Source organism: Rhizobium anhuiense (assembly GCF_003985145.1).
Taxonomy (GTDB): domain Bacteria; phylum Pseudomonadota; class Alphaproteobacteria; order Rhizobiales; family Rhizobiaceae; genus Rhizobium; species Rhizobium anhuiense.
Genome location: NZ_ML133545.1, coordinates 1 through 19,214 on the forward strand (window position 1 = coordinate 1; position 19,214 = coordinate 19,214).

At 62.4% G+C, this 19,214-nt stretch carries 18 protein-coding genes and 2 pseudogenes; 12 read left to right on the forward strand and 8 right to left on the reverse strand.

The window, feature by feature from the left end; genetic code table 11:
- From EEQ99_RS32930 to EEQ99_RS32940, 3 genes and pseudogenes are all read left to right on the forward strand, one after another.
- A pseudogene (locus EEQ99_RS32930) lies at positions 1–260 on the forward strand (electron transfer flavoprotein subunit beta/FixA family protein); the annotation flags it as partial.
- A gap of 23 nt (positions 261–283) precedes the next feature.
- On the forward strand, positions 284–1,213 hold the full coding sequence (locus EEQ99_RS32935; RefSeq protein ID WP_127431850.1) for an electron transfer flavoprotein subunit alpha/FixB family protein: 930 nt from the start codon (positions 284–286) through the stop codon (positions 1,211–1,213).
- Positions 1,214–1,361: 148 nt separating this feature from the next.
- A complete protein-coding gene (locus tag EEQ99_RS32940) occupies positions 1,362–2,243 on the forward strand; it encodes a 3-hydroxybutyryl-CoA dehydrogenase (RefSeq protein WP_028756415.1) in 882 nt (293 codons plus the stop codon).
- A 178-nt stretch (positions 2,244–2,421) separates the two neighbouring features.
- Here the strand turns inward: EEQ99_RS32940 and tlpA are convergent, their stop codons facing one another.
- The gene (gene tlpA, locus EEQ99_RS32945) at positions 2,422–3,084 is read right to left on the reverse strand and encodes a thiol:disulfide interchange protein TlpA (RefSeq protein ID WP_047615868.1); all 663 of its coding nucleotides are present in this window, start codon (positions 3,082–3,084) and stop codon (positions 2,422–2,424) included.
- Positions 3,085–3,123: 39 nt separating this feature from the next.
- Here tlpA and argH point away from each other — a divergent pair, with 39 nt between their 5' ends.
- The 4 genes from argH (at position 3,124) to EEQ99_RS32965 (ending at position 9,194) form a co-directional block, all read left to right on the forward strand.
- Positions 3,124–4,527 carry an argininosuccinate lyase gene (gene argH / locus EEQ99_RS32950; protein WP_028756417.1) on the forward strand — a complete coding sequence of 468 codons (1,404 nt, stop codon included), beginning with the start codon at positions 3,124–3,126 and terminating at the stop codon, positions 4,525–4,527.
- A 154-nt stretch (positions 4,528–4,681) separates the two neighbouring features.
- Positions 4,682–4,876 carry an LPS translocon maturation chaperone LptM gene (gene lptM / locus EEQ99_RS32955; RefSeq protein WP_028756418.1) on the forward strand — a complete coding sequence of 65 codons (195 nt, stop codon included), beginning with the start codon at positions 4,682–4,684 and terminating at the stop codon, positions 4,874–4,876.
- 11 nt (positions 4,877–4,887) lie between these two features.
- The gene (gene lysA / locus EEQ99_RS32960; protein WP_028756419.1) at positions 4,888–6,156 is read left to right on the forward strand and encodes a diaminopimelate decarboxylase; all 1,269 of its coding nucleotides are present in this window, start codon (positions 4,888–4,890) and stop codon (positions 6,154–6,156) included.
- Between the two features lie 368 nt (positions 6,157–6,524).
- Positions 6,525–9,194: a TIGR02302 family protein gene (locus tag EEQ99_RS32965; protein WP_063476295.1), complete on the forward strand. Its 2,670-nt coding sequence runs from the start codon at positions 6,525–6,527 to the stop codon at positions 9,192–9,194.
- Between the two features lie 126 nt (positions 9,195–9,320).
- Here the strand turns inward: EEQ99_RS32965 and EEQ99_RS32970 are convergent, their stop codons facing one another.
- The 3 genes from EEQ99_RS32970 to EEQ99_RS32980 form a co-directional block, all read right to left on the reverse strand.
- Positions 9,321–9,680 (reverse strand): response regulator, encoded by a 360-nt coding sequence (locus tag EEQ99_RS32970; protein WP_018495840.1) that lies wholly within the window; start codon positions 9,678–9,680, stop codon positions 9,321–9,323.
- 385 nt (positions 9,681–10,065) lie between these two features.
- Positions 10,066–10,608 (reverse strand): hypoxanthine phosphoribosyltransferase, encoded by a 543-nt coding sequence (hpt, locus tag EEQ99_RS32975; protein WP_028756421.1) that lies wholly within the window; start codon positions 10,606–10,608, stop codon positions 10,066–10,068.
- A gap of 134 nt (positions 10,609–10,742) precedes the next feature.
- On the reverse strand, positions 10,743–11,396 hold the full coding sequence (locus EEQ99_RS32980) for a membrane protein (protein WP_047616119.1): 654 nt from the start codon (positions 11,394–11,396) through the stop codon (positions 10,743–10,745).
- A 206-nt stretch (positions 11,397–11,602) separates the two neighbouring features.
- Between EEQ99_RS32980 and ftsE the strand changes: the two genes are divergently transcribed.
- From ftsE to EEQ99_RS33000, 4 genes are all read left to right on the forward strand, one after another.
- Entirely contained in the window at positions 11,603–12,262 is a 660-nt protein-coding gene (ftsE, locus tag EEQ99_RS32985; protein ID WP_003567051.1) for a cell division ATP-binding protein FtsE, read from the forward strand.
- A complete protein-coding gene (locus EEQ99_RS32990; protein WP_028756423.1) occupies positions 12,255–13,268 on the forward strand; it encodes a cell division protein FtsX in 1,014 nt (337 codons plus the stop codon). The genes ftsE and EEQ99_RS32990 overlap by 8 nt, the downstream gene beginning before the upstream one ends.
- Positions 13,269–13,335: 67 nt before the next feature.
- The gene (locus tag EEQ99_RS32995) at positions 13,336–14,052 is read left to right on the forward strand and encodes a YdcF family protein (protein ID WP_028756424.1); all 717 of its coding nucleotides are present in this window, start codon (positions 13,336–13,338) and stop codon (positions 14,050–14,052) included.
- Between the two features lie 190 nt (positions 14,053–14,242).
- Entirely contained in the window at positions 14,243–15,040 is a 798-nt protein-coding gene (locus EEQ99_RS33000; protein ID WP_047615877.1) for a lysophospholipid acyltransferase family protein, read from the forward strand.
- 7 nt (positions 15,041–15,047) lie between these two features.
- On the opposite strand, the gene EEQ99_RS33005 is transcribed toward EEQ99_RS33000, so the two are convergent.
- Positions 15,048–15,578 (reverse strand): gamma-glutamylcyclotransferase, encoded by a 531-nt coding sequence (locus tag EEQ99_RS33005; protein ID WP_047615472.1) that lies wholly within the window; start codon positions 15,576–15,578, stop codon positions 15,048–15,050.
- A 52-nt stretch (positions 15,579–15,630) separates the two neighbouring features.
- Between EEQ99_RS33005 and EEQ99_RS33010 the strand changes: the two genes are divergently transcribed.
- The gene (locus EEQ99_RS33010; protein ID WP_047615879.1) at positions 15,631–16,647 is read left to right on the forward strand and encodes a DUF2125 domain-containing protein; all 1,017 of its coding nucleotides are present in this window, start codon (positions 15,631–15,633) and stop codon (positions 16,645–16,647) included.
- A 13-nt stretch (positions 16,648–16,660) separates the two neighbouring features.
- On the opposite strand, the pseudogene EEQ99_RS33015 reads toward EEQ99_RS33010, so the two are convergent.
- From EEQ99_RS33015 to hisC, 3 genes and pseudogenes are all read right to left on the reverse strand, one after another.
- Positions 16,661–17,081 (reverse strand): annotated as a pseudogene (locus tag EEQ99_RS33015) (GNAT family N-acetyltransferase).
- Positions 17,082–17,088: 7 nt separating this feature from the next.
- The gene (locus EEQ99_RS33020) at positions 17,089–18,015 is read right to left on the reverse strand and encodes a prephenate/arogenate dehydrogenase family protein (RefSeq protein ID WP_028756429.1); all 927 of its coding nucleotides are present in this window, start codon (positions 18,013–18,015) and stop codon (positions 17,089–17,091) included.
- Positions 18,012–19,109: a histidinol-phosphate transaminase gene (gene hisC / locus EEQ99_RS33025; protein ID WP_174824525.1), complete on the reverse strand. Its 1,098-nt coding sequence runs from the start codon at positions 19,107–19,109 to the stop codon at positions 18,012–18,014. Before hisC ends, EEQ99_RS33020 begins: the two co-directional genes overlap by 4 nt.
- Positions 19,110–19,214: the final 105 nt, after the last annotated feature.

The following is a 19,214-nucleotide window of genomic DNA, read 5'->3' on the forward strand; positions in this document are numbered from 1 at the left end:
AGACGATCGAGATCAAGCTGCCGGCAGTGGTCACCTCGGACCTGCGCCTGAACGAACCGCGTTATGCCTCGCTGCCGAATATCATGAAGGCGAAGAAGAAGCCGCTCGACAAGAAGTCTCCTGCCGACTTTGGCGTCTCCACCACACCGCGCCTCAAGGTGTTGAAGACCGAGGAGCCGTCAGGCCGCAAGGCCGGCGTCAAGGTCAAGTCGGTCGCCGAGCTGGTCGACAAGCTCAAGAACGAAGCCGGCGTGCTTTAAGCCAGAACCAGGGAGCCCTTATCATGACCATTCTTCTTCTGGCTGACCACGACAATGCAAGCCTTTCCGACCAGACCGCCAAGGCGTTGACGGCCGCAACCAAGATCGGCGGCGACGTGCATGTGCTGGTCGCCGGCAAGGGCGCCAAGCCCGCTGCCGATGCGGCTGCCAAGCTTGCCGGCGTCTCCAAGGTGCTGCTGGCCGAAAGCGATGCGCTGGCCAACAATCTGGCCGAACCGCTGGCCGACCTGATCGTCTCGCTGGCCGGTAGCTACGACACGATCCTCTCGGCTGCGACGTCGGTCGGCAAGAATGTGCTGCCGCGCGTCGCTGCCCTGCTCGATGTCGCCCAGGTCTCCGAGATCATCGAGGTGATCTCTGCCGATACCTTCAAACGGCCGATCTATGCCGGCAATGCCATCCAGACGGTGCAGGCAACCGATGCCACGAAGGTCATCACCGTGCGCACCGCCTCCTTCGCCTCTGCAGCCGAAGGCGGCTCCGCGCCGATCGAGACGGTTGCAGCGGTTTCCGATCCCGCTCTGTCGCGCTTCGTCGCCGATGCGCTGTCGGCCTCCGACCGTCCGGAACTGACCTCGGCGAAGATCATCATCTCCGGCGGCCGGGCGCTCGGCTCTGCCGAGAAGTTCCGGGAAGTCATCCTGCCGCTCGCCGACAAGCTCGGGGCTGCCGTCGGGGCAAGCCGTGCGGCCGTCGATGCCGGTTATGCGCCGAACGACTGGCAGGTCGGCCAGACCGGCAAGGTGGTGGCGCCGCAGCTCTATATCGCCTGCGGCATATCAGGCGCCATCCAGCATCTGGCCGGGATGAAGGATAGTAAGGTGATCGTCGCCATCAACAAGGACGAGGAGGCGCCGATCTTCCAGGTTGCCGACTACGGACTGGTCGCCGATCTCTTCGACGTCCTACCGGAATTGCAAAAGGCGCTCTGAGCGCGTCAAATGCTTTTCTTTCGCACGTGCGAATGACTGGAAAATTATCTTTTATCGGTCTACTACTGCTGCCGGGCGATCCTTCGTCCGGCAGTATTGCTAGAAAAATGCGGCAGCGCGGGGGCGGATGCCGTGCGGGGGTTTGGAGATGAATGCGGTGTTGAAGAATATTGGTATCATCGGTGCCGGCCAGATGGGTTGTGGCATCGCGCATGTTTCGGCCGCCGCAGGTTACAGGGTTCACATCTACGACCTCTCCCAGGACCGCATCGAATCCGGCCTCGCCACCATTAACGGCAACCTCGCCCGCCTGGTGACCAACGGCAAGATGACCGAAGAGGAACGCAAGTCGACCTTGTCGTTGATATCCGGCTCGTCCGACGTCAATGATCTCGCCCCGTCCGATCTCGTCATCGAAGCCGCCACCGAGGATGAAACCGTCAAGCGCAAGATCTATGCGCAGGTCTGTCCGGTCCTGAAGCCGGAAGCGCTGCTTGCCACCAACACCTCTTCCCTTTCCATCACCCGGCTTGCCGCCGCCACCGACCGGCCCGAACGCTTCATGGGCATACATTTCATGAACCCGGTGCCGGTGATGAAGCTGGTCGAACTGGTGCGCGGCATCGCAACCGATGAAAAGACCTTCTCCGCCGCCAAGGAATTCGTCGGCACGCTGGAAAAGACCATCACCGTTGCCGAGGATTTTCCGGCCTTCATCGTCAACCGCATCCTGCTGCCGATGATCAACGAGGCGATCTACACGCTCTATGAAGGCGTCGGTACGGTCGACGCCATCGATACGGCGATGAAGCTCGGCGCCAACCATCCGATGGGGCCGCTGCAGCTTGCCGATTTCATCGGTCTCGACACCTGCCTGTCGATCATGCAGGTGCTGCATGACGGTCTGGCGGACTCGAAATATCGTCCCTGCCCGTTGCTGGTGAAATATGTCGAGGCCGGCTGGCTCGGACGCAAATCCGGCCGCGGCTTCTATGACTATCGCGGCGAAGTGCCGGTCCCGACGCGTTAAGCGGCCATCACCAGAAAGGGCGAATAGACCGAGCGCCCGCTAAATGCTTTCCTTGCCGGGAACGGGAGGAAACGCCATGTCGACCGAAACACCCATGTTCCTGCTGCAATGCTGCGTCCTTATCGGAATCGCCGGCGTCTTTCTCATGAGAGGAGATGGGGACTCCTGATCAACGTCGTTACGACCCGATCGCACCCTTGATTAGCGCCTTCGCGTCTTCGCTATCCCACGCGGCCGGGCCGTTCATGGCGGAGATCAGGCAGCCCTTGTCGTTGAGCAGCAGCGTCACCGGAAGGCCGAAGGCAAGCCCTTCCTTCTTCAGGCTGTTGAAGACGCCGATCGTATTGTCGCGGTAGAGCTGCAGCGCATCGACGCCGGTTTCAGTCAGGAAGGTCTTCGGCTTCTCATCGTCGCCGGTGTCGATATTGACCGGCACGACTTGGAATTTGTCGCTGCCCATCTCCTTTTCGAGTGCGTTCAGCGCCGGCATTTCCTCGCGGCAGGGCACGCACCAGGTGGCCCAGAGATTGAGAAGCACGGTCTTGCCGGCGAAATGATCGAGCGTCAGCGGCTTGCCATCCGGCCCGTTGAAGGAAACCGCCGTCAGCTTGCGCGGCTCGGTGGCGGCAACCATGGCGGCCACCTGCCCCTTCATCAGCGGTGTGAGGCTGGCTGCGCGTTCCCTGGCAGACTTGCATTCCGCAGAAGCGGTTTCACCACCGCCATTGCCAATCCCCGTCTCCTTCACGTATACCGCTGCCGCACCGGCAACGACACCCGCAACGGCGGCCATCGCGATCCATTTCAGGGATGGCGGCCCGAGGGGTTTTCTTGTCGTCATTTCATTCTCCTGGACATGCATCCTCAAGGCGGACACCTCATGGCCGACGACACCACGGACACCAAATCCTCCAACCAGATGTGGGGCGGTCGCTTCGCCTCCGGCCCGGACGCGATCATGGAGGAGATAAATGCCTCGATCGGTTTCGACAAGAAGCTATTCGCGCAGGATATCCGCGGTTCGATCGCCCACGCGACGATGCTCGCCCATCAGGGGATTATTTCATCAGACGATAAGGACAAGATCGTTCACGGGCTAAACACGATCCTGTCAGAAATCGAAAGCGGCAATTTCGAATTCTCGCGCCAGCTCGAAGACATCCATATGAATGTCGAGGCACGCCTGGCGACGCTGATCGGACCGGCGGCCGGCCGGCTGCACACCGCCCGCTCGCGCAACGATCAGGTGGCGCTCGACTTCCGTCTCTGGGTGAAGGAAGAGCTTGAGAAGACCGAGAAGATGTTGACCGGCCTGATCGCCGCCTTCCTCGACCGCGCCGAAGAGCATGCCGAAAGCGTCATGCCCGGCTTCACCCACTTGCAGACCGCCCAGCCCGTTACCTTCGGCCATCACTGCATGGCCTATGTCGAAATGTTCGGCCGCGATCGCTCCCGCGTGCGCCACGCCATCGAGCATCTGGACGAAAGCCCGATCGGTGCTGCCGCCCTTGCCGGCACCGGCTATCCGATCGACCGCCACATGACGGCCCGGGCGCTCGGTTTCCGCGAGCCGACCCGCAACTCCATCGATACGGTCTCCGACCGCGATTTCGCCATCGAATTCCTGTCGATCGCAGCGATAACAGGCATGCACCTGTCGCGTCTGGCGGAGGAGATCGTCATCTGGTCGACCCCGCAATTCGGTTTTGTCCGTCTCTCCGACGCGTTTTCGACCGGCTCGTCGATCATGCCGCAGAAAAAGAACCCCGATGCAGCCGAACTGGTGCGCGCCAAGACCGGCCGCATCAACGGCTCGCTGGTGGCGCTGCTGACGATCATGAAGGGCCTGCCGCTCGCCTATTCCAAGGACATGCAGGAAGACAAGGAACAGGTCTTCGACGCAGCCGAGAGCCTGGAACTGGCAATCGCGGCCATGACCGGCATGGTGCGCGACCTGACCGTCAACACTGCGCGCATGAAGGCAGCGGCCGGCTCCGGCTATTCGACGGCGACCGATCTTGCCGACTGGCTGGTGCGAGAAGCGGGCCTGCCCTTCCGCGACGCCCATCATGTCACCGGCCGCGCCGTGGCGCTTGCCGAAAGCAAGGGCTGCGATCTTGCCGAACTGCCGCTCGCCGATCTGCAGGCGATCCATTCCGCGATCACCGACAAGGTCTATGACGTGCTGACCGTCGAGGCCTCGGTCGCCAGCCGCAAGAGCTTCGGCGGCACTGCGCCGTCTGAAGTGCGCAGGCAGATCGCCTTCTGGCGCGCCCGCAACTGAAGAGCAAAGGGCGGGCCGAAAAGCCGCCACGCCCTTCCTTCAGGCGCGGAAAGACCTCCAACAATCAGGGTGCACAAGGCGGATAAACTTCGCTATGAAGATGTCCATCATTCGAGATGAATGACGCCAGCACATGCCGCAGAAGAGGATATCCATGCAGAAGAGCTTGCCGCACCTCGTCCGCCTGACGGTGGTTCTCGCCGTCATCGGCCTTGCCGTTGCCGGATGCGGGCGCAAGGGCGACCTCGATCCGCCGAGCGCTGCGGCAACCAAGGAAGGCGACGTTTCCAAGCCGACGAAAAAGCCGGGAACCGTTGATAAGCCCTTCCTTCTCGACCCCCTTCTTTAAGGCATAAGCTCGTGAACCATTTCGAATACCGTGACGGCGTCCTTCATGCCGAGAATGTCTCCGTTCCCGAGATCGCCAAGGCGGTCGGCACGCCGTTTTACATCTATTCCACCGCGACGCTCGAGCGCCATTACCGCGTCTTTTCGGAAGCCTTCGCCGACATGGACTCCATGGTCTGTTATGCGATGAAGGCGAATTCGAACCAGGCGGTGCTGAAGACGCTGGGCCGTCTCGGCGCCGGCATCGACGTCGTCTCCGAGGGCGAGCTGCGCCGCGCGCTTGCCGCCGACATTCCGGCAAACCGCATCATGTTCTCAGGGGTCGGCAAGACTCCGTCCGAGATGGATTTCGCGCTTGAGGCCGGCATCTACTGCTTCAACGTCGAATCCGAGCCTGAGCTCGAAATCCTCAACCAGCGCGCCGTCAGCGCAGGCAAGAAAGCGCCGGTTTCCTTCCGCATCAACCCGGATGTCGATGCGAAGACGCATTCCAAGATCTCGACCGGCAAGAAGGAAAACAAGTTCGGCATCTCCTGGGAGCGCGCCCGCGCCATCTATGCCCATGCCGCCAGGCTGCCGGGCATCGAGGTCACCGGCATCGACATGCATATCGGCAGCCAGATCACCGAGCTCCAGCCCTTCGACGACGCCTTCAAGCTGCTGCACGACCTTGTCGCGACGCTGCGCGCCGACGGCCACACGATCCACCACGTCGATATCGGCGGCGGTCTCGGCATCCCGTATAAGGACGACAACAATCCGCCGCCGCTGCCGGATGCCTATGCGGCAATCGTCAAGAACCAGCTACGCGGCCTGGACTGCAAGATCATCACCGAACCCGGCCGGCTGATCGTCGGCAATGCCGGTATCCTGGTGACCGAAGTCCTCTATGTGAAGGATGGCGGCGAGAAGACCTTCGTCATCGTCGACGGCGCCATGAACGATCTCATCCGCCCGACGCTCTACGAAGCCTATCACGAGATCCGCCCGGTGACGATTTCGGCGGCCAACGCTCCGCGCATTCGCGCCGACGTCGTCGGTCCGGTCTGCGAGACCGGCGACTATCTGGCGCTCGACCGCGAAATGGCGATGCCGAAGCCCGGCGACCTGATGGCCGTCAGCACTGCCGGCGCCTATGGCGCAGTCCAGGCCGGCACCTATAACAGCCGCCTGCTGGTGCCCGAAGTTCTGGTCAAGGGCAGCGATTTCCATACGATTCGCCCGCGCAGAACCTACGCCGAGCTGATCGGCCTCGACTCCGTCCCGGCCTGGCTGGATTAACGCGTCGGCCCGAAAATCGGAATCGATTCTCGGAAAGCACGAAGCGTAGATTCAAAATGCTAGAGCGTCCTTTGTGCGTCCGAAAGGACGCACGGCGCTCTAAAGCATGTCGCGCAAAAGTGCGCAGCGGTTTGCGATCACGACATGCGTGAAACAAAGACTTAAAGCGCCAGGAGCGATCTGAAAGATCGCGACGCGCTTTAAGCAGCCATCACTTTTTGGCGAATAAACGTGAAAAGCCGGTATTACCGGCCGCTCGCCCTCGCCTTCGCCACAAAGAGTGTTATCCTTTCGTTCATGAGCGTATTGCCCCGCAATCGCCGGAAGCGCCCTCTGTTTCAGAACGCCAGATCGCGGAGACCGGACCGATGACAAGCCCCTCAAGGCAGAAGAAAGGTGCGTTTGCGCTCCGTCCTTCGCTTGCCCGGCTGGTGACGACCAAACGTCTGCTGGCGCGCGTGGTGCTGTTTTTCGAGCAGTTGCTGCCGCCTTTGATGCCGGTCCTGGCGGTCGTTGCCTTTTATCTCTGCGCCTCCTGGTTCGGCGTTTTCCGCAGCGTGCCGGACTGGCTGCGCATCCTGCTGCTGATCGCCTTTGCCGCCGCCTTTCTCGCCTCGCTCATCCCCTTCCGCACCCTGCGCTGGCCGAAGGTCGCCGAAGCCGATCGCCTGCTGGAGGAACGCAACGGCCTGCCGCACCAGCCGGTCACCGTCCAGGAAGACGAGCCCGCCTTCGATACGCCCTTCGCCCGGGCGCTCTGGCGCGAGCACCAGACGCGCATGGCCGAAAAGATCGCAGCGCTCGATGCCGGCCTGCCGCGACCTGATATCGCCGCGCATGACCGTTTCGCCCTGCGCGCCATCCCGGCGCTGCTGCTGGTCACTGCCTTCGGTTATTCGCTGTCGATCAACGGCGGCTCGATCAGCGACGCATTGCAGGCGGCACCCGAGCAGGTGGTCAGCGATCCGGCGGTGCGCATCGACGCCTGGGTGACGCCGCCGTCTTATACCGGCCGTGCGCCGATCTATCTGACGGCCGATGGCAGCGAGCAGGCGCCGATCGGCATTCCGCAGTTTTCAGGCCTCACCGTCCGCGTCAGCGGCGGAAAGACGGCCGAAAAAGTGGTGTTCCGCAAGGCCAATGGCGAGGCGCGGGATATATCAGTGCAGGCGGATAGCAAGCCTCAGCAAGCGGCGGCAGCAGGCGGCGAGCAGCCGAATGCCGCACCCGCCAGCCAGGCCCCAGCCAGCCAGGCACTCGTCGCGCAGACGCATGTGATGAAGCTCGAGGAGAATGGCGCACTCGAAGTCAACGGCCGCCGCTGGAGCTTCGACGTGCTTCCCGACAAGGCCCCGGAAATCGCCTTCGACGGCTTGCCGAAGCCCAGCGTCAATGGCGCGCTTGAAATCGGTTTCACCGTCAAGGACGATTACGGCGTCCAGGAAGCGCATGCGGAAATCGTTCCCGTCGACACCGATCCGACGGCGACGCCGCTCTATCCGCTGCCGGAATACCGGCTGGATATCCCCCGCCGCAACGCCCGCGACGCCAAGGGCGTGACCAGCCGGAACCTGAGCGAACATCCGCTTGCCGGCAAACGCGTGCGCATCACGCTCGTCGCCAAGGATGCCGCCGGCCAGACCGGCCGCAGCCCGCCGCATGAGATGATAATGCCGTCGCGGCGCTTTAACGAGCCGCTCGCCGCCGCCGTCGCCGAAGAACGGCAGGTTTTCGCCCTCGACACCCGCAAGATGCCGCAGGCGATCGCGCTGAACGAGGCGCTGACCATCCGTCCCGAGGAGACCATCCCCAAGCTTACCAACTACCTGCTGCTCGAATCCGCCTTGACGCGCATGAAGCTCGCAAAGGGCGAGGATGCGCTGAAAGATACCGCCCAATATCTCTGGGAGATTGCGCTGGGCATGGAGGACGGCGATCTTTCGCTTGCCGAGCGCAAGCTGCGCGAAGCCCAGCAGAACCTCGCCGACGCGTTGGACCGCAACGCCCCGGATGCCGAGATCAAGAAGCTGATGGACGAGCTGCGCAAGGCGATGCAGGACTATATGAGTGAGCTCGCCCAACGCATGCAGAACGCGCCGATGCAGCCGAACCAGAATGCGCAGAACATCCTGCGCCAGCAGGATCTGGAACGGATGATGGATCAGATCGAGAATCTCGCCCGCTCCGGCAATCGTGACGCGGCCCAGCAGATGCTGTCGGAATTGCAGCGGATGATGAACAACCTGCAGGCGGGCCGGCCGCAGCGCGGCCAGCAGAGCCAGGAAAACAGCGAAGCCCGCAAGCAGATCGACAAGCTCGGCGAGATCCTGCGCGACCAGCAGAAGCTGATGGAACAGACCTTCCGGCTCGACCAGCAGCTCAGGGACCGCATGCAGCGCGGCGAGCCTGACATGGGCGAGAGCGATCCGCTGCTCGACGAGATGAACCCCGGAGAGAACGGCGAGCCGCAGGATCAGCAGCAGGGCCAGCAAGGTAAGGAAGGCCAGCAGCCCTCCGACCAGATGACGGCCGAACAGCTACGCGAGGCGCTGAAGCAGCTGCGCGCCCACCAGGATGCACTGGGCAGGCAGCTCGGCGAATTGCAGAAAAGACTCGGCGAGATGGGCATGAAGCCCGGCCCCGGCTTCGGCCAGGCGCAGCGCGAAATGGAAGGTGCCGGCCGTGAACTCGGCCAGGGCCGCGGCCAGCCGGCCATCGAGGGCCAGGGCCGCGCGCTGGAAGCGCTTCGCCAGGGCGCCCGCGACATGATGAACCAGATGATGCAGGCGCAGCAGGGCCAGCAGGGTCAAGGTCCGAACGGCCAGGTGGGCCAGGGCGACCAGAATGGCCGCGACCCGCTCGGCCGGCCGCGGCGGACCCAGGGACCGGATTTCGGCGATAACAGCGTGAAGGTGCCCGACGAAATCGACGTTCAGCGGGCGCGAGAAATCCTCGACGCGATCCGCGAAAAGCTCGGCAACAATCCGCCGCAGGAAATGGAGCGGCGGTATCTCGAACGATTGCTGGATATCCAGTAGGCCTCACGCCACCGGATCTTGGATAGGATGATTTTAGGCCGGACGGCCTAAAATCTGAATCCGGATCTATCAACAAATAGAGCGGGATACCGTTCGAAAACCGCTCACGCCTTCCAGCATCGTCCTCTACGCGACGAGCGCCCGGGCGACCGCCTTGCGGATATCGGGAAGCGCGAACGGTTTGGCGACGACATCGATGATCTTTTCGGCAAGATCGTCGGCCCGTTCGCGCTGTTCGGCATAACCGGTCATCAGCAGGATCTTCAGGCTGGGAAAAGCGTCTTTCGCCTGATGGGCGAGTTCAATACCGTCCATCACAGGCATGCGGATATCTGAAAGCAGCAGATCGTAGACCCCATCCTTGAGCTTTTCCAGGCCCTCGGCCCCGTCGGCCGCCTCATCGGTCTCGTGGCCATCAAGCCGCAGGGCCCGGGCTACAAAAGACCGCAGGGAATCCTCGTCTTCCGTGATCAGAATTCTTGCCATATGTGCATCGCTCCGTGTCAGCCCCGCGACGGAAATCACCAGACTTTCCTTTTCGATCGGTAAAGATGACGAAGCGATGGACGAGATGGTTAACAACCCGTCTCGAACAGTAAGATAGCACCACGGGGCGCGCAAAAGCGCTGCAACATTTAGAGCCTTTCCGGGTTAGATTGCAGCATTCTGCCGGTGCAGGTTTTTGTCAGGGCAGAGGCGATTGGCGACGGGCATACCCCAAGGTACGTCCGAGCCGATCGCCTCTGATCCTGGCGCAAAGATGCCCGGCCCTTCGGGTTGGCTGAGGCGGGCCGGCTGATCGACCGGCCATCCGACTCCGCTTGAGCCAACCGAATGCTGCAATCTAACTCGGAAAGGCTCTAGCTGTCGCTCAGGCGTCCCCGGTGACCACGCCGACGAAGGGCAGTTCGCGAAAGGCATAGGCGACATCCATGCCATAGCCGACGACAAAATAGTCAGGGCATTCGAAGCCGACATAATCGGCCTCCAGCTTTTCCTTGCGCTTCACGCGCTTGTCGAGCAGCACGGCGATGGTGACGTTGCGCGCCCCGCGCTCGAAGAGCAATTCCTTGGCAAAGAGCAACGTCCGGCCGGATTCGAGGATATCGTCGATCAGCAGGACATCGCGGCCATGCACGTCGCTGTCGATATCCTTGACGATGCGCACGCCCTGCGAAACCGTACCGATGCCGTAGCTCGACAGCGTGATGAACTCGACCTCCGGGGCAAGCCCGGTGTCATGCAGGGCGCGGATCAGGTCGGCGGCAAAGATGAAGGACCCCTTGAGCACGGCGATGACCAGCAGGTCCTTGGTCGGGCCGTCGGCGATCTCGCGCGCCATCGAATGATTGCGCTCGGCGATCTGCTCGGCGGTGAAAAGCGGCTCGATGTTTTTTCCGCGCACGACAGGCATAAGGGCTTGCTCCATGAAAAGAAGGGTAAGCCGTTAGCACATATGCGAGCCTGAAACAGCCTCGCCAGCCATGAAATTAACGGGATTGGCGCGACCCGTGGCAAGAAAACCGGCCATTCCATGCCCGGCGCGCTCTATGGCAGGAAGGACAGCCGGACCTCCGGCATCTTTCCGCCGGCATGCTGGACGCGCGCCGAGAAGCCCCGGCTTTGGCCGCTATAGATGACATCGGCCGGCGGGTTGATGACAACGCTTGCGGTCAGCCGCTCGTCGGTCACGAGGTCGGCACGGATCGGCTGCACCGTCTGCGTCGTGCCGCTGTCGTTTTCGATGATGCCGTTGATGACGAGCACCCGCATGCCGTTCGCATCACGCGGCGTCACCGTGACATGGCTGAAATGCAGCGGCACGCCGGAATAGGCTCGCTCGCCGGAAAGGCCGGAAAAACCGCCCGCGAGCCCGAAGACGAGCACGATGAGCCCCAGCACCAGTGCTGCGAAGCTGCGCATCGACGCGCGCTGCAGCCAGGATTCCACTGTCTGCAGAATGGAAGCGGCCATCGCCGGCAGGAGCGGCGGCTGTGCGGCCTGTGCCGCAGCCATGCGTTTGCGGTTGTCGTTAGGGGTCCTGGCAGTGTATTCCCGAGGCCGCACTTTGCCGAGGGTGACGAATTCGGCGTCGGAGATATCGGCAGCACGCGCCGAGCGGTACTGGCGGCTGGCGGGTTCGGGCGGCAGGAAATCATAGGCCTGGCTCGGTGTCCGGCGGCTGAAGGAGGATGCTTCCATGGTGGCTGCCTCGCAGATGTCCACATGGTTTCGATGCCAGGGGAAATCTTGGCATTGAAACGAATCCCGCTCAGTCGTAAATTTTAATGGTTAATGCTTCGCAAAGATTGCCATCAAACGGGCGTCTTTCCGGCAAAATTTACCGGCTGTTAACGGTGTTGGTTAACAAGTCACGCGGTGAAACCCACAACAGACTGAGCTGCCCGTTGATCCACTTCGAGAATGTCGGTTTGCGCTATGGCATGGGCCCGGAAATCCTCCGGGACCTGACCTTCGACATTCCGAAGAAATCCTTCCAGTTTCTGACGGGGCCATCGGGCGCCGGCAAGACCTCGCTGCTGCGGCTGCTCTTCATGTCGCTGCAGCCGACACGCGGCCTGATCCGCATGTTCGGGCGCGACATTTCCGAAATCCCCCGGCCCGAGCTGCCGTTGTTGCGCCGTCGCGTCGGCATCGTCTTCCAGGATTTCCGCCTCCTCGATCATCTCACCACCTATGAGAATGTCGCTTTGCCCTTACGGGTGCGCGGCAAGGATGAGAGCTCCTACAAGACCGACGTCCTGGAACTGTTGAAATGGGTCGGTCTTGGCGAACGCATCAACGTGCTGCCGCCCGTGCTCTCCGGCGGCGAGAAGCAGCGCGCCGCCATCGCCCGGGCGCTGATGGACCGGCCGGAGGTGCTGCTTGCCGACGAACCCACCGGCAATGTCGACCCGCCCATGGCCAAGCGCCTGCTCAATCTTTTCCTCGAGCTGAACCGCCTCGGCACCGCGGTCGTTATAGCCACCCATGACCTGGCGCTGATGGAGCAGGTGGAGGCCCGCCGCATGATCCTCTCGGGGGGGCATCTCGATATCTATGACTGAGCCCCCATCCGGAAACCGAGACAAGGCGCCTGGTAAGGCGGAGCAGAAGCGACCGGAAATGCGCGTGCGCCCGACCGCGCCGATCCTGCCGCCATCCAACATCCAGGGCAGCGCGTTGATGGTGGTGATATCGATCATGGCCTTTCTCGCCTGCCTGACGCTCGGCGGCGTCAGCATGGTGCGCTCGACGGCGGCAAGCTGGGAGAGCCAGATCTCCCGCGAGATCACCATCCAGATCAAGCCGGACGACAATCTCGACATGGAAAAGGCGCTGACCCAGGCGCGCGACCTGGCGCTGACTTTCGTCGGCACCAAGAGCGGCCAGATCGTCGACGAGGCGGCGACCGCCCGCCTGCTCGAGCCCTGGCTCGGCCCCGGCCTCGATCTCAAGGATCTGCCCGTCCCTCGCCTCGTCATCATCACCATCGACGAGAGCAATCCACCGGATTTCGATTCGATGCGGTCGCTGCTGAAGGACAGTATCCCGCAGGCCACCCTCGACGACCACCGCACCTGGGTCGACCGGCTGGTGTCCATGGCCCACACAACTGTCATGATCGGCACCGGTATCCTGCTCCTGGTCTTCACGGCGATGGTGCTCACCGTCGTCTTCGCCACGCGTGGCGCGCTGTCGGGTAACCGTCACGTCGTCGAAGTGCTGCATTTCGTCGGCGCCGAAAGCTCCTTCGTCGCCACTGAATTCCAGAAGCATTTCCTGAAGATCAGCCTCAAGGGCTCGGCAATCGGCAGCGCGCTTGCCGCGCTGTTCTTTGCCAGCGCCGGGTTCTGGCAGAGCCGCACCCTCGCCACCCCCGAAACCGACCAGGCGACCGCGCTCTTCGGCACCTTCTCGGTCGGTGTGCTTGGTTATGCCGGCATCTTCGCGACGATGATCGTCATCGCGCTCCTGACCACCTTCACCGCTCGCCTGACCGTCATGCGGACGATCTACGAAATCGATACACTGCGCTCGGACCCGACACGCACCGACGGCATCGCAAGTTGATCGTGACCATGCCGTTTTACCACGAAAGCGTCTGTTCTGCGCCGCAATCAGCGTATAATCACGATTCATGACCATGGGACATACGACACCCAACCCGACTCAGCAGGACCCGGAGCTTGACCGCCCGGCGGGTGTGCCGCCGCGGCGCGGGCCGATCCGCCGCCTGCTGCGCTGGGGCGGCTTTGCCTGCGTGCTGGCAATGGCCCTGGTGTTCGGCGGTTTCCTGCGTTTTGCCGATTCCGTGACGACGCTGAAGCCGCCGGCCGAGCCGAAGGCGGATGCGATCGTCGTCCTGACCGGTGGCTACCAGCGTATCGACCAGGCCGTGGAACTGCTGCAGAAGGGTGCCGGCAAGCGCTTGCTCATTTCCGGCGTTCACCCGACGACGACGCCGGCGCAGATCCGCAGGATGACCCAGGGCTCGGCCGATCTCTTCTCCTGCTGCGTCGATATCGGCTATGATGCGATCGACACGATCGGCAATGCCGAGGAAGCTTCGAACTGGATCCATGCCAAGGGATACCGGAGCGTTTTGATCGTCACCAACAACTACCACATGCCGCGAAGCCTCGCGGAGCTCTCCTATGTCGATCCCGACATCGACTTCATCGCTTATCCCGTGGTCAATTCGGATTTGAAGAGCCGCAACTGGTTCACCGACCCGAATGCGATGCGCGTCATGCTTGCCGAATATGTGAAAGTGCTGCTGACCGGCGCCCGCAACATCACCGGCTTCGGCCGTCACACCGGGCTGCGCTCGGCAAATGCGTCCGGCCCGCAATAGACGCGCCGCGCGTCGAGCCGAATTCGCGCGACGCGCTTTAAGCCTTGTTTTATGCAAGTCGTTGTCCCAAAACCGCTGCGCAGTTTTGGGCGACATGCACGAGCCTTTTGCATGAGGGCGTCATCAAACGCTTTTTATGACAGACAATATCGTGTAGGCCGGTCGCGTGAGCATGCCTCGGGAAAGTTTCATGATCGCCCTGCGTTCCGTTCTCTTCAATACGATCTTCTACGCCAACCTCATCATCCGGATGATCGTGCTCTCGCCATATTATTTCGTGGTGCCGCGCAAGATCGCCTATGCGATCCCGAAGAACTGGGCCCGCTCCAACCACTGGCTGATGCGGGTGATCGTCGGTACGACCTTCGAGATCGAGGGGCTGGAGAACCTGCCGGGTGACAGTTACATCCTGGCGCCGAAGCACCAGTCCTTCTGGGATACCTACGCGCTGCTGCCCTGGCTGAAGGACCCGGTCTATATCCTGAAGCGCGAACTGATGTGGATTCCGCTCTTCGGCTGGTATGCGAAGAAACAGCGCATGATCCCGGTCGACCGCGGCGCCCGCGGCAAGGTGATGGTGGAAGTGCTGAAACGCACCAAGGACGAGCTTTCCACCGGCCGGCAGCTGATCATCTATCCCGAGGGCACTCGCCGCCCGCCAGGCGCCGAACCGGTCTACAAATACGGCATCGCCCGCATGTACCGCGATCTCGGCATCCCGGTCGTTCCGGTCGCCATGCATCCCGGTCTCTTCTGGCCGCGGCGTAGCATTCGTCGTTATCCCGGCCATTTCAAGGTGAGGATCCTGCCGCCGATCATGCCGGGAATGGATCCGGACGCCTTTTTCGCCCAGCTGATCGAGGTATCGGAGCGGGCAAGCGATGAGCTTCTGCTCGAAACCGTCGAACGAAATCCGCATCTGCCGCTGCCGCCGACGGCGATCGAAAGGCTGGCGGAGCTGCGCAAACTGAACGCCGCGACCGTCTAGATTAAGATCAGGCGGCGCGCAGCCGTTCCACCTCGTGGACGACCTGCTCCAGCCAATGGTCGCGAATGCCCATCTGCTTCAGATGCGTCAGCGTGTTGAAGACATAGGCATCATTCGGACCGGACTGGCCTTTTGCTTCGTTCACCACCCGTGCCGCGGCACGCGCATCGAGGGCGCCGGCATATTGCTCATGGTCGCGGTCGATGATGTAGGCGACCGCTTCCACCCGGCGCCGGCCGGCAAGCTGCAGCCGCACCCGGCGCTCCAGGTAGACATTGGTGACCAGCTCGCGGGCGCGGAGATAATCGATCACCTCATCCCATTTTTCCGCGGAAATGCGGAAAGCCATGCCGCGGCAGGCGCCACCCCTGTCGAGGCCGAGAACCAGGCCAGGATTGTCGCGTGTGCCGCGATGGACAAAGGAACGGACACAGAGTGAACGCCTGTAGCCATAGACCAGAGCCTCTGCCCGCTCCATGAACTCGAAGCCCGGATTCCACATCAGTGAACCGTAGCCAAATACCCAAAATTCGTCCATATCGCACGCCAAGACCGGGAATCACATTCGCGATTCACCATTGGAGAACATCATGGCAGCGTCAAGCCGATCCGGCAGCAGCCAATCCGGCAGCGGCAAGAAATTCTGGTTGCTGGGTGGAGGCGTCCTCCTGGCGATCGCGCTTTATACCGGCGGCTGGTTCTATGCAGCGTCGGCGCTGAAGACCACGGTGTTGAAGGCGATCGCGCCGGGCGGAGAGGCTGGCGTCAGCGGCGAATGCTCCGATATCGAATTCCGCGGCTATCCCTTCCGCATCGGCCTGTTCTGCTCCAGGATCGACGTCGACGACAACGTCAACGGTGTCTCCGCCACCTTCGGCGCGCTGCGCTCGGCAGCCCAAGTCTATGCGCCCGGCAATATCGTGTGGGAGCTCGATTCGCCGGCCGAGATCCGCACCGGCAACGGCCTTTCGATCTCGGCCCAATGGACGAACCTGCAATCGAGCCTTGCGACCAGGCTCAGGGGCATCGACCGCAGCTCGACCGTCATCGAGGGGCTGAAGGCGATGGCGGTCTCCTCTTTCACCGGCCAGACCATCAGCTTCGATGCGGCCCGCACCGAAATCCATCTGCGTCAGAACGGCGCCGATCTCGACGGCGCGATCTCCGTGCAGGATGCGAACACGGCGATCAAGGATTGGCCGCAGATCTTCCCGAAACTGTCGGCCAGCATTGACCTGACCGTCGCCGGCAAGGCCGGACTGATCGACGGCAGCGACCCGAATGGCCTCAATGGCGCCACCGGTGAACTGCGCCGCATCGTCGCCGACATCGGCGACGGCAAGGTGATGACGCTCACCGGCCCCTTCTCCTTCGACGAGCAGGGCTTCCTTTCGGGAAAATTCAAGCTGGAGATCGAACAGCTCGGTCCCTGGAGCGACAGCCTGAAGCAGGCCTTTCCCGACCTCGCCTCGACCGTCAACACGGCGACGAAGCTCTTGAAGGCGCTTGCCGCCGGCAGCGACAAGGTCTCGGTCGATCTCGTCGTCGATCGTGGCAACGCCACCGTCAGCGGCTTCATCCCGCTCGGCCGGATTCCGCCGATCTGACCTATCTCGCCTTTCAGGCTATCGGCTTGATGAAGAAGACCTCCGGCACCGATTGCAGGCCTGGCAGCTCGATCGCACCGGTTTCAGTAAATCCGTTGCGGCGATGCCAGTCCTGGGGGCCTGCTTTCATCGCATTCGCTCGACGTCATCAGCAGACGGGCGCCTTCGCCACGCATCGCCTCTTCCCAGGCGAGAAACAGCGCGGTGCCGACGCCCGACCGGCGATGGCCGGGCAGGACGCGGATCATTTCCATATAGGGAACCCTGCCCCAGAAGCGGGAGAAGCGCAGAAAGCCGACGATCTCGCTGCCCTCCTTGGCAACGAGGTATTCGCCGAGCGTCACGCAGCGCGATACCCATGCTTCACCGGAACTGGCATCTTCGCGAACCAGCCAATCGGTATCCGCGTGGCTCGCGTTCGCCACTTCCACCATCGCGGGGCTACTTCTTATCAAGCGCGTGGGGGCGGCCGAAATCAGGCGCGTCGACATCCTGGCCGGCCTGGACGATCGAGCGGCGGATGGCGCGCGTGCGGGTGAAGAGTTCGAAAATCTTGTCGCCCTCGCCCCAGCGGATGGCGCGCTGCAAATAGGCGAGATCCTCCGAGAAACGCGCCAGCATTTCGAGGATCGCATCGCGATTGTGCAGGCAGACGTCGCGCCACATGGTCGGATCGGAGGCGGCAAGGCGGGTGAAATCACGAAAACCCGAGGCGGAATATTTGATGACCTCGGACTCCGTCACCGTCTCCAGATCGTCGGCAGTGCCGACGATATTATAGGCGATGATATGCGGCAGGTGCGAAACGATGGCGAGCACCTTGTCGTGATGCTCGGCATCCATCTCATCGACCTTCGAGCCCAGCGCTTCCCAGAAGCTGCGCAGCCGCTTCAGCGCCACCTCGTCGGTACCGGCGACCGGCGTGAAGATGCACCAGCGGCCTTCGAAGAGGCCGGGAAAGCCGGCATCCGGGCCGGATTTTTCGGTACCGGCCAGCGGATGGCCGGGGATGAAATGCACATTATCAGGCATATGCGGCAGCATCTGTGCGATGACCGAGGCCTTGGTGGAGCCGACATCGGTGACGACAGCCCCGGGCTTCAGGCTTCCCGCAATCTCCTTCGCCACGCTTTCCGAAGCGCCGACCGGCACCGAGACGATCACCAGATCGGCATCCTTGACGGCATCCTGCGACGACGTCGTGTAGCGGTCGCCAAGGCCGAGTTCTTCCGCACGCTTCAGCGTATCGGCGCTGCGGGTGGCGACGACGATCTCCCTTGCAAGGCCGAGCCGTCTGATATCGTAGGCAAGCGAAGAGCCGATCAGGCCGATGCCGATCAGCGCGATCCGATCGAACTGCACGCTCATGACTGATGTCCCATAAATTCGCTGAGCGCGGCAATGACGCCGCGGTTGGCCTCTTCGGGACCGATGCTCATGCGCAACGCATTGGCGAAGCCATAGCCGCGGACGGCACGCAGGATGTAGCCGCGGCTCGTCAGGAACTCGTCGGCATCGGCGGCGCGCTTGCCGTCGATCTCGGGGAAATGGATGAGGACGAAATTGGCGACCGACGGCGTCACCTTCAGCCCGATCGCTTCGAGCGCCCGGGTGAGCGTCTCCACCCACATCTGATTGAAGGAGACGGCCTGCTGGACGAAGGCTTGGTCGCGGATGGCCGCGGCGCCGGCGGCGATTGCCGGCGCGTTCAAATTGAACGGCCCGCGCACGCGGTTCAGCGCGTCGACGATCTCGGCGGGCGCATACATCCAGCCGACACGCAGCGCCGCAAGACCATAGGCCTTCGAGAAGGTGCGGGTCATCACCACGTTGGCATTGGAGGACACGACCTCGATGCCGGCTTCATAATCGTTGCGGCGCACATATTCGGCATAGGCAGCATCGAGCACGAGGACGACATGTTTCGGCAGCCCGGCCTGCAGGCGGCGGATCTCGCTGACGGGAACATAGGTGCCTGTGGGATTGCCGGGATTGGCGATGAAGACGATCTTCGTCTTCTCCGTCACCGCGGCAAGGATCACATCGACATCGACGGTACAGTCCTTTTCCCTGACGACGACAGGCACGGCACCCGCGCCCAGGATCTGGATCTTGTAGACGAGGAACCCGTGCTCGGTGATGATGCCCTCGTCGCCGGCGCCGAGATAGACATGGCAGAGCAGGCCGAGCAATTCGTCCGAACCGTTGCCGCAAAGGATGTTTGCCGGATTGAGACCATGCACGGCGGCGATCGCCTCGCGCAGCTCGACCGCCTGCCCGTCGGGATAACGCGCCAGAGTGTCGGCAGCCGCCTTGAACGCCTCGATTGCCTTCGGGCTGGCGCCGAGCGGCGTTTCGTTGGACGAAAGCTTGTAGACGCGGGCAACGCCCGGCGCATGTTCCTTACCCGGCACATAGGCTGCGATATCGAGAATACCGGGACGCGGAACGGGCTTGCTCATCTCAACGCTCATGGGTCGACCTTGGAATTGCCGGAAATCCGGGCTGAAAAACACCAAGTGGCATTAAAGCGGAATGCGATTGTTGTCGAGAGGTATGGGCGTGAC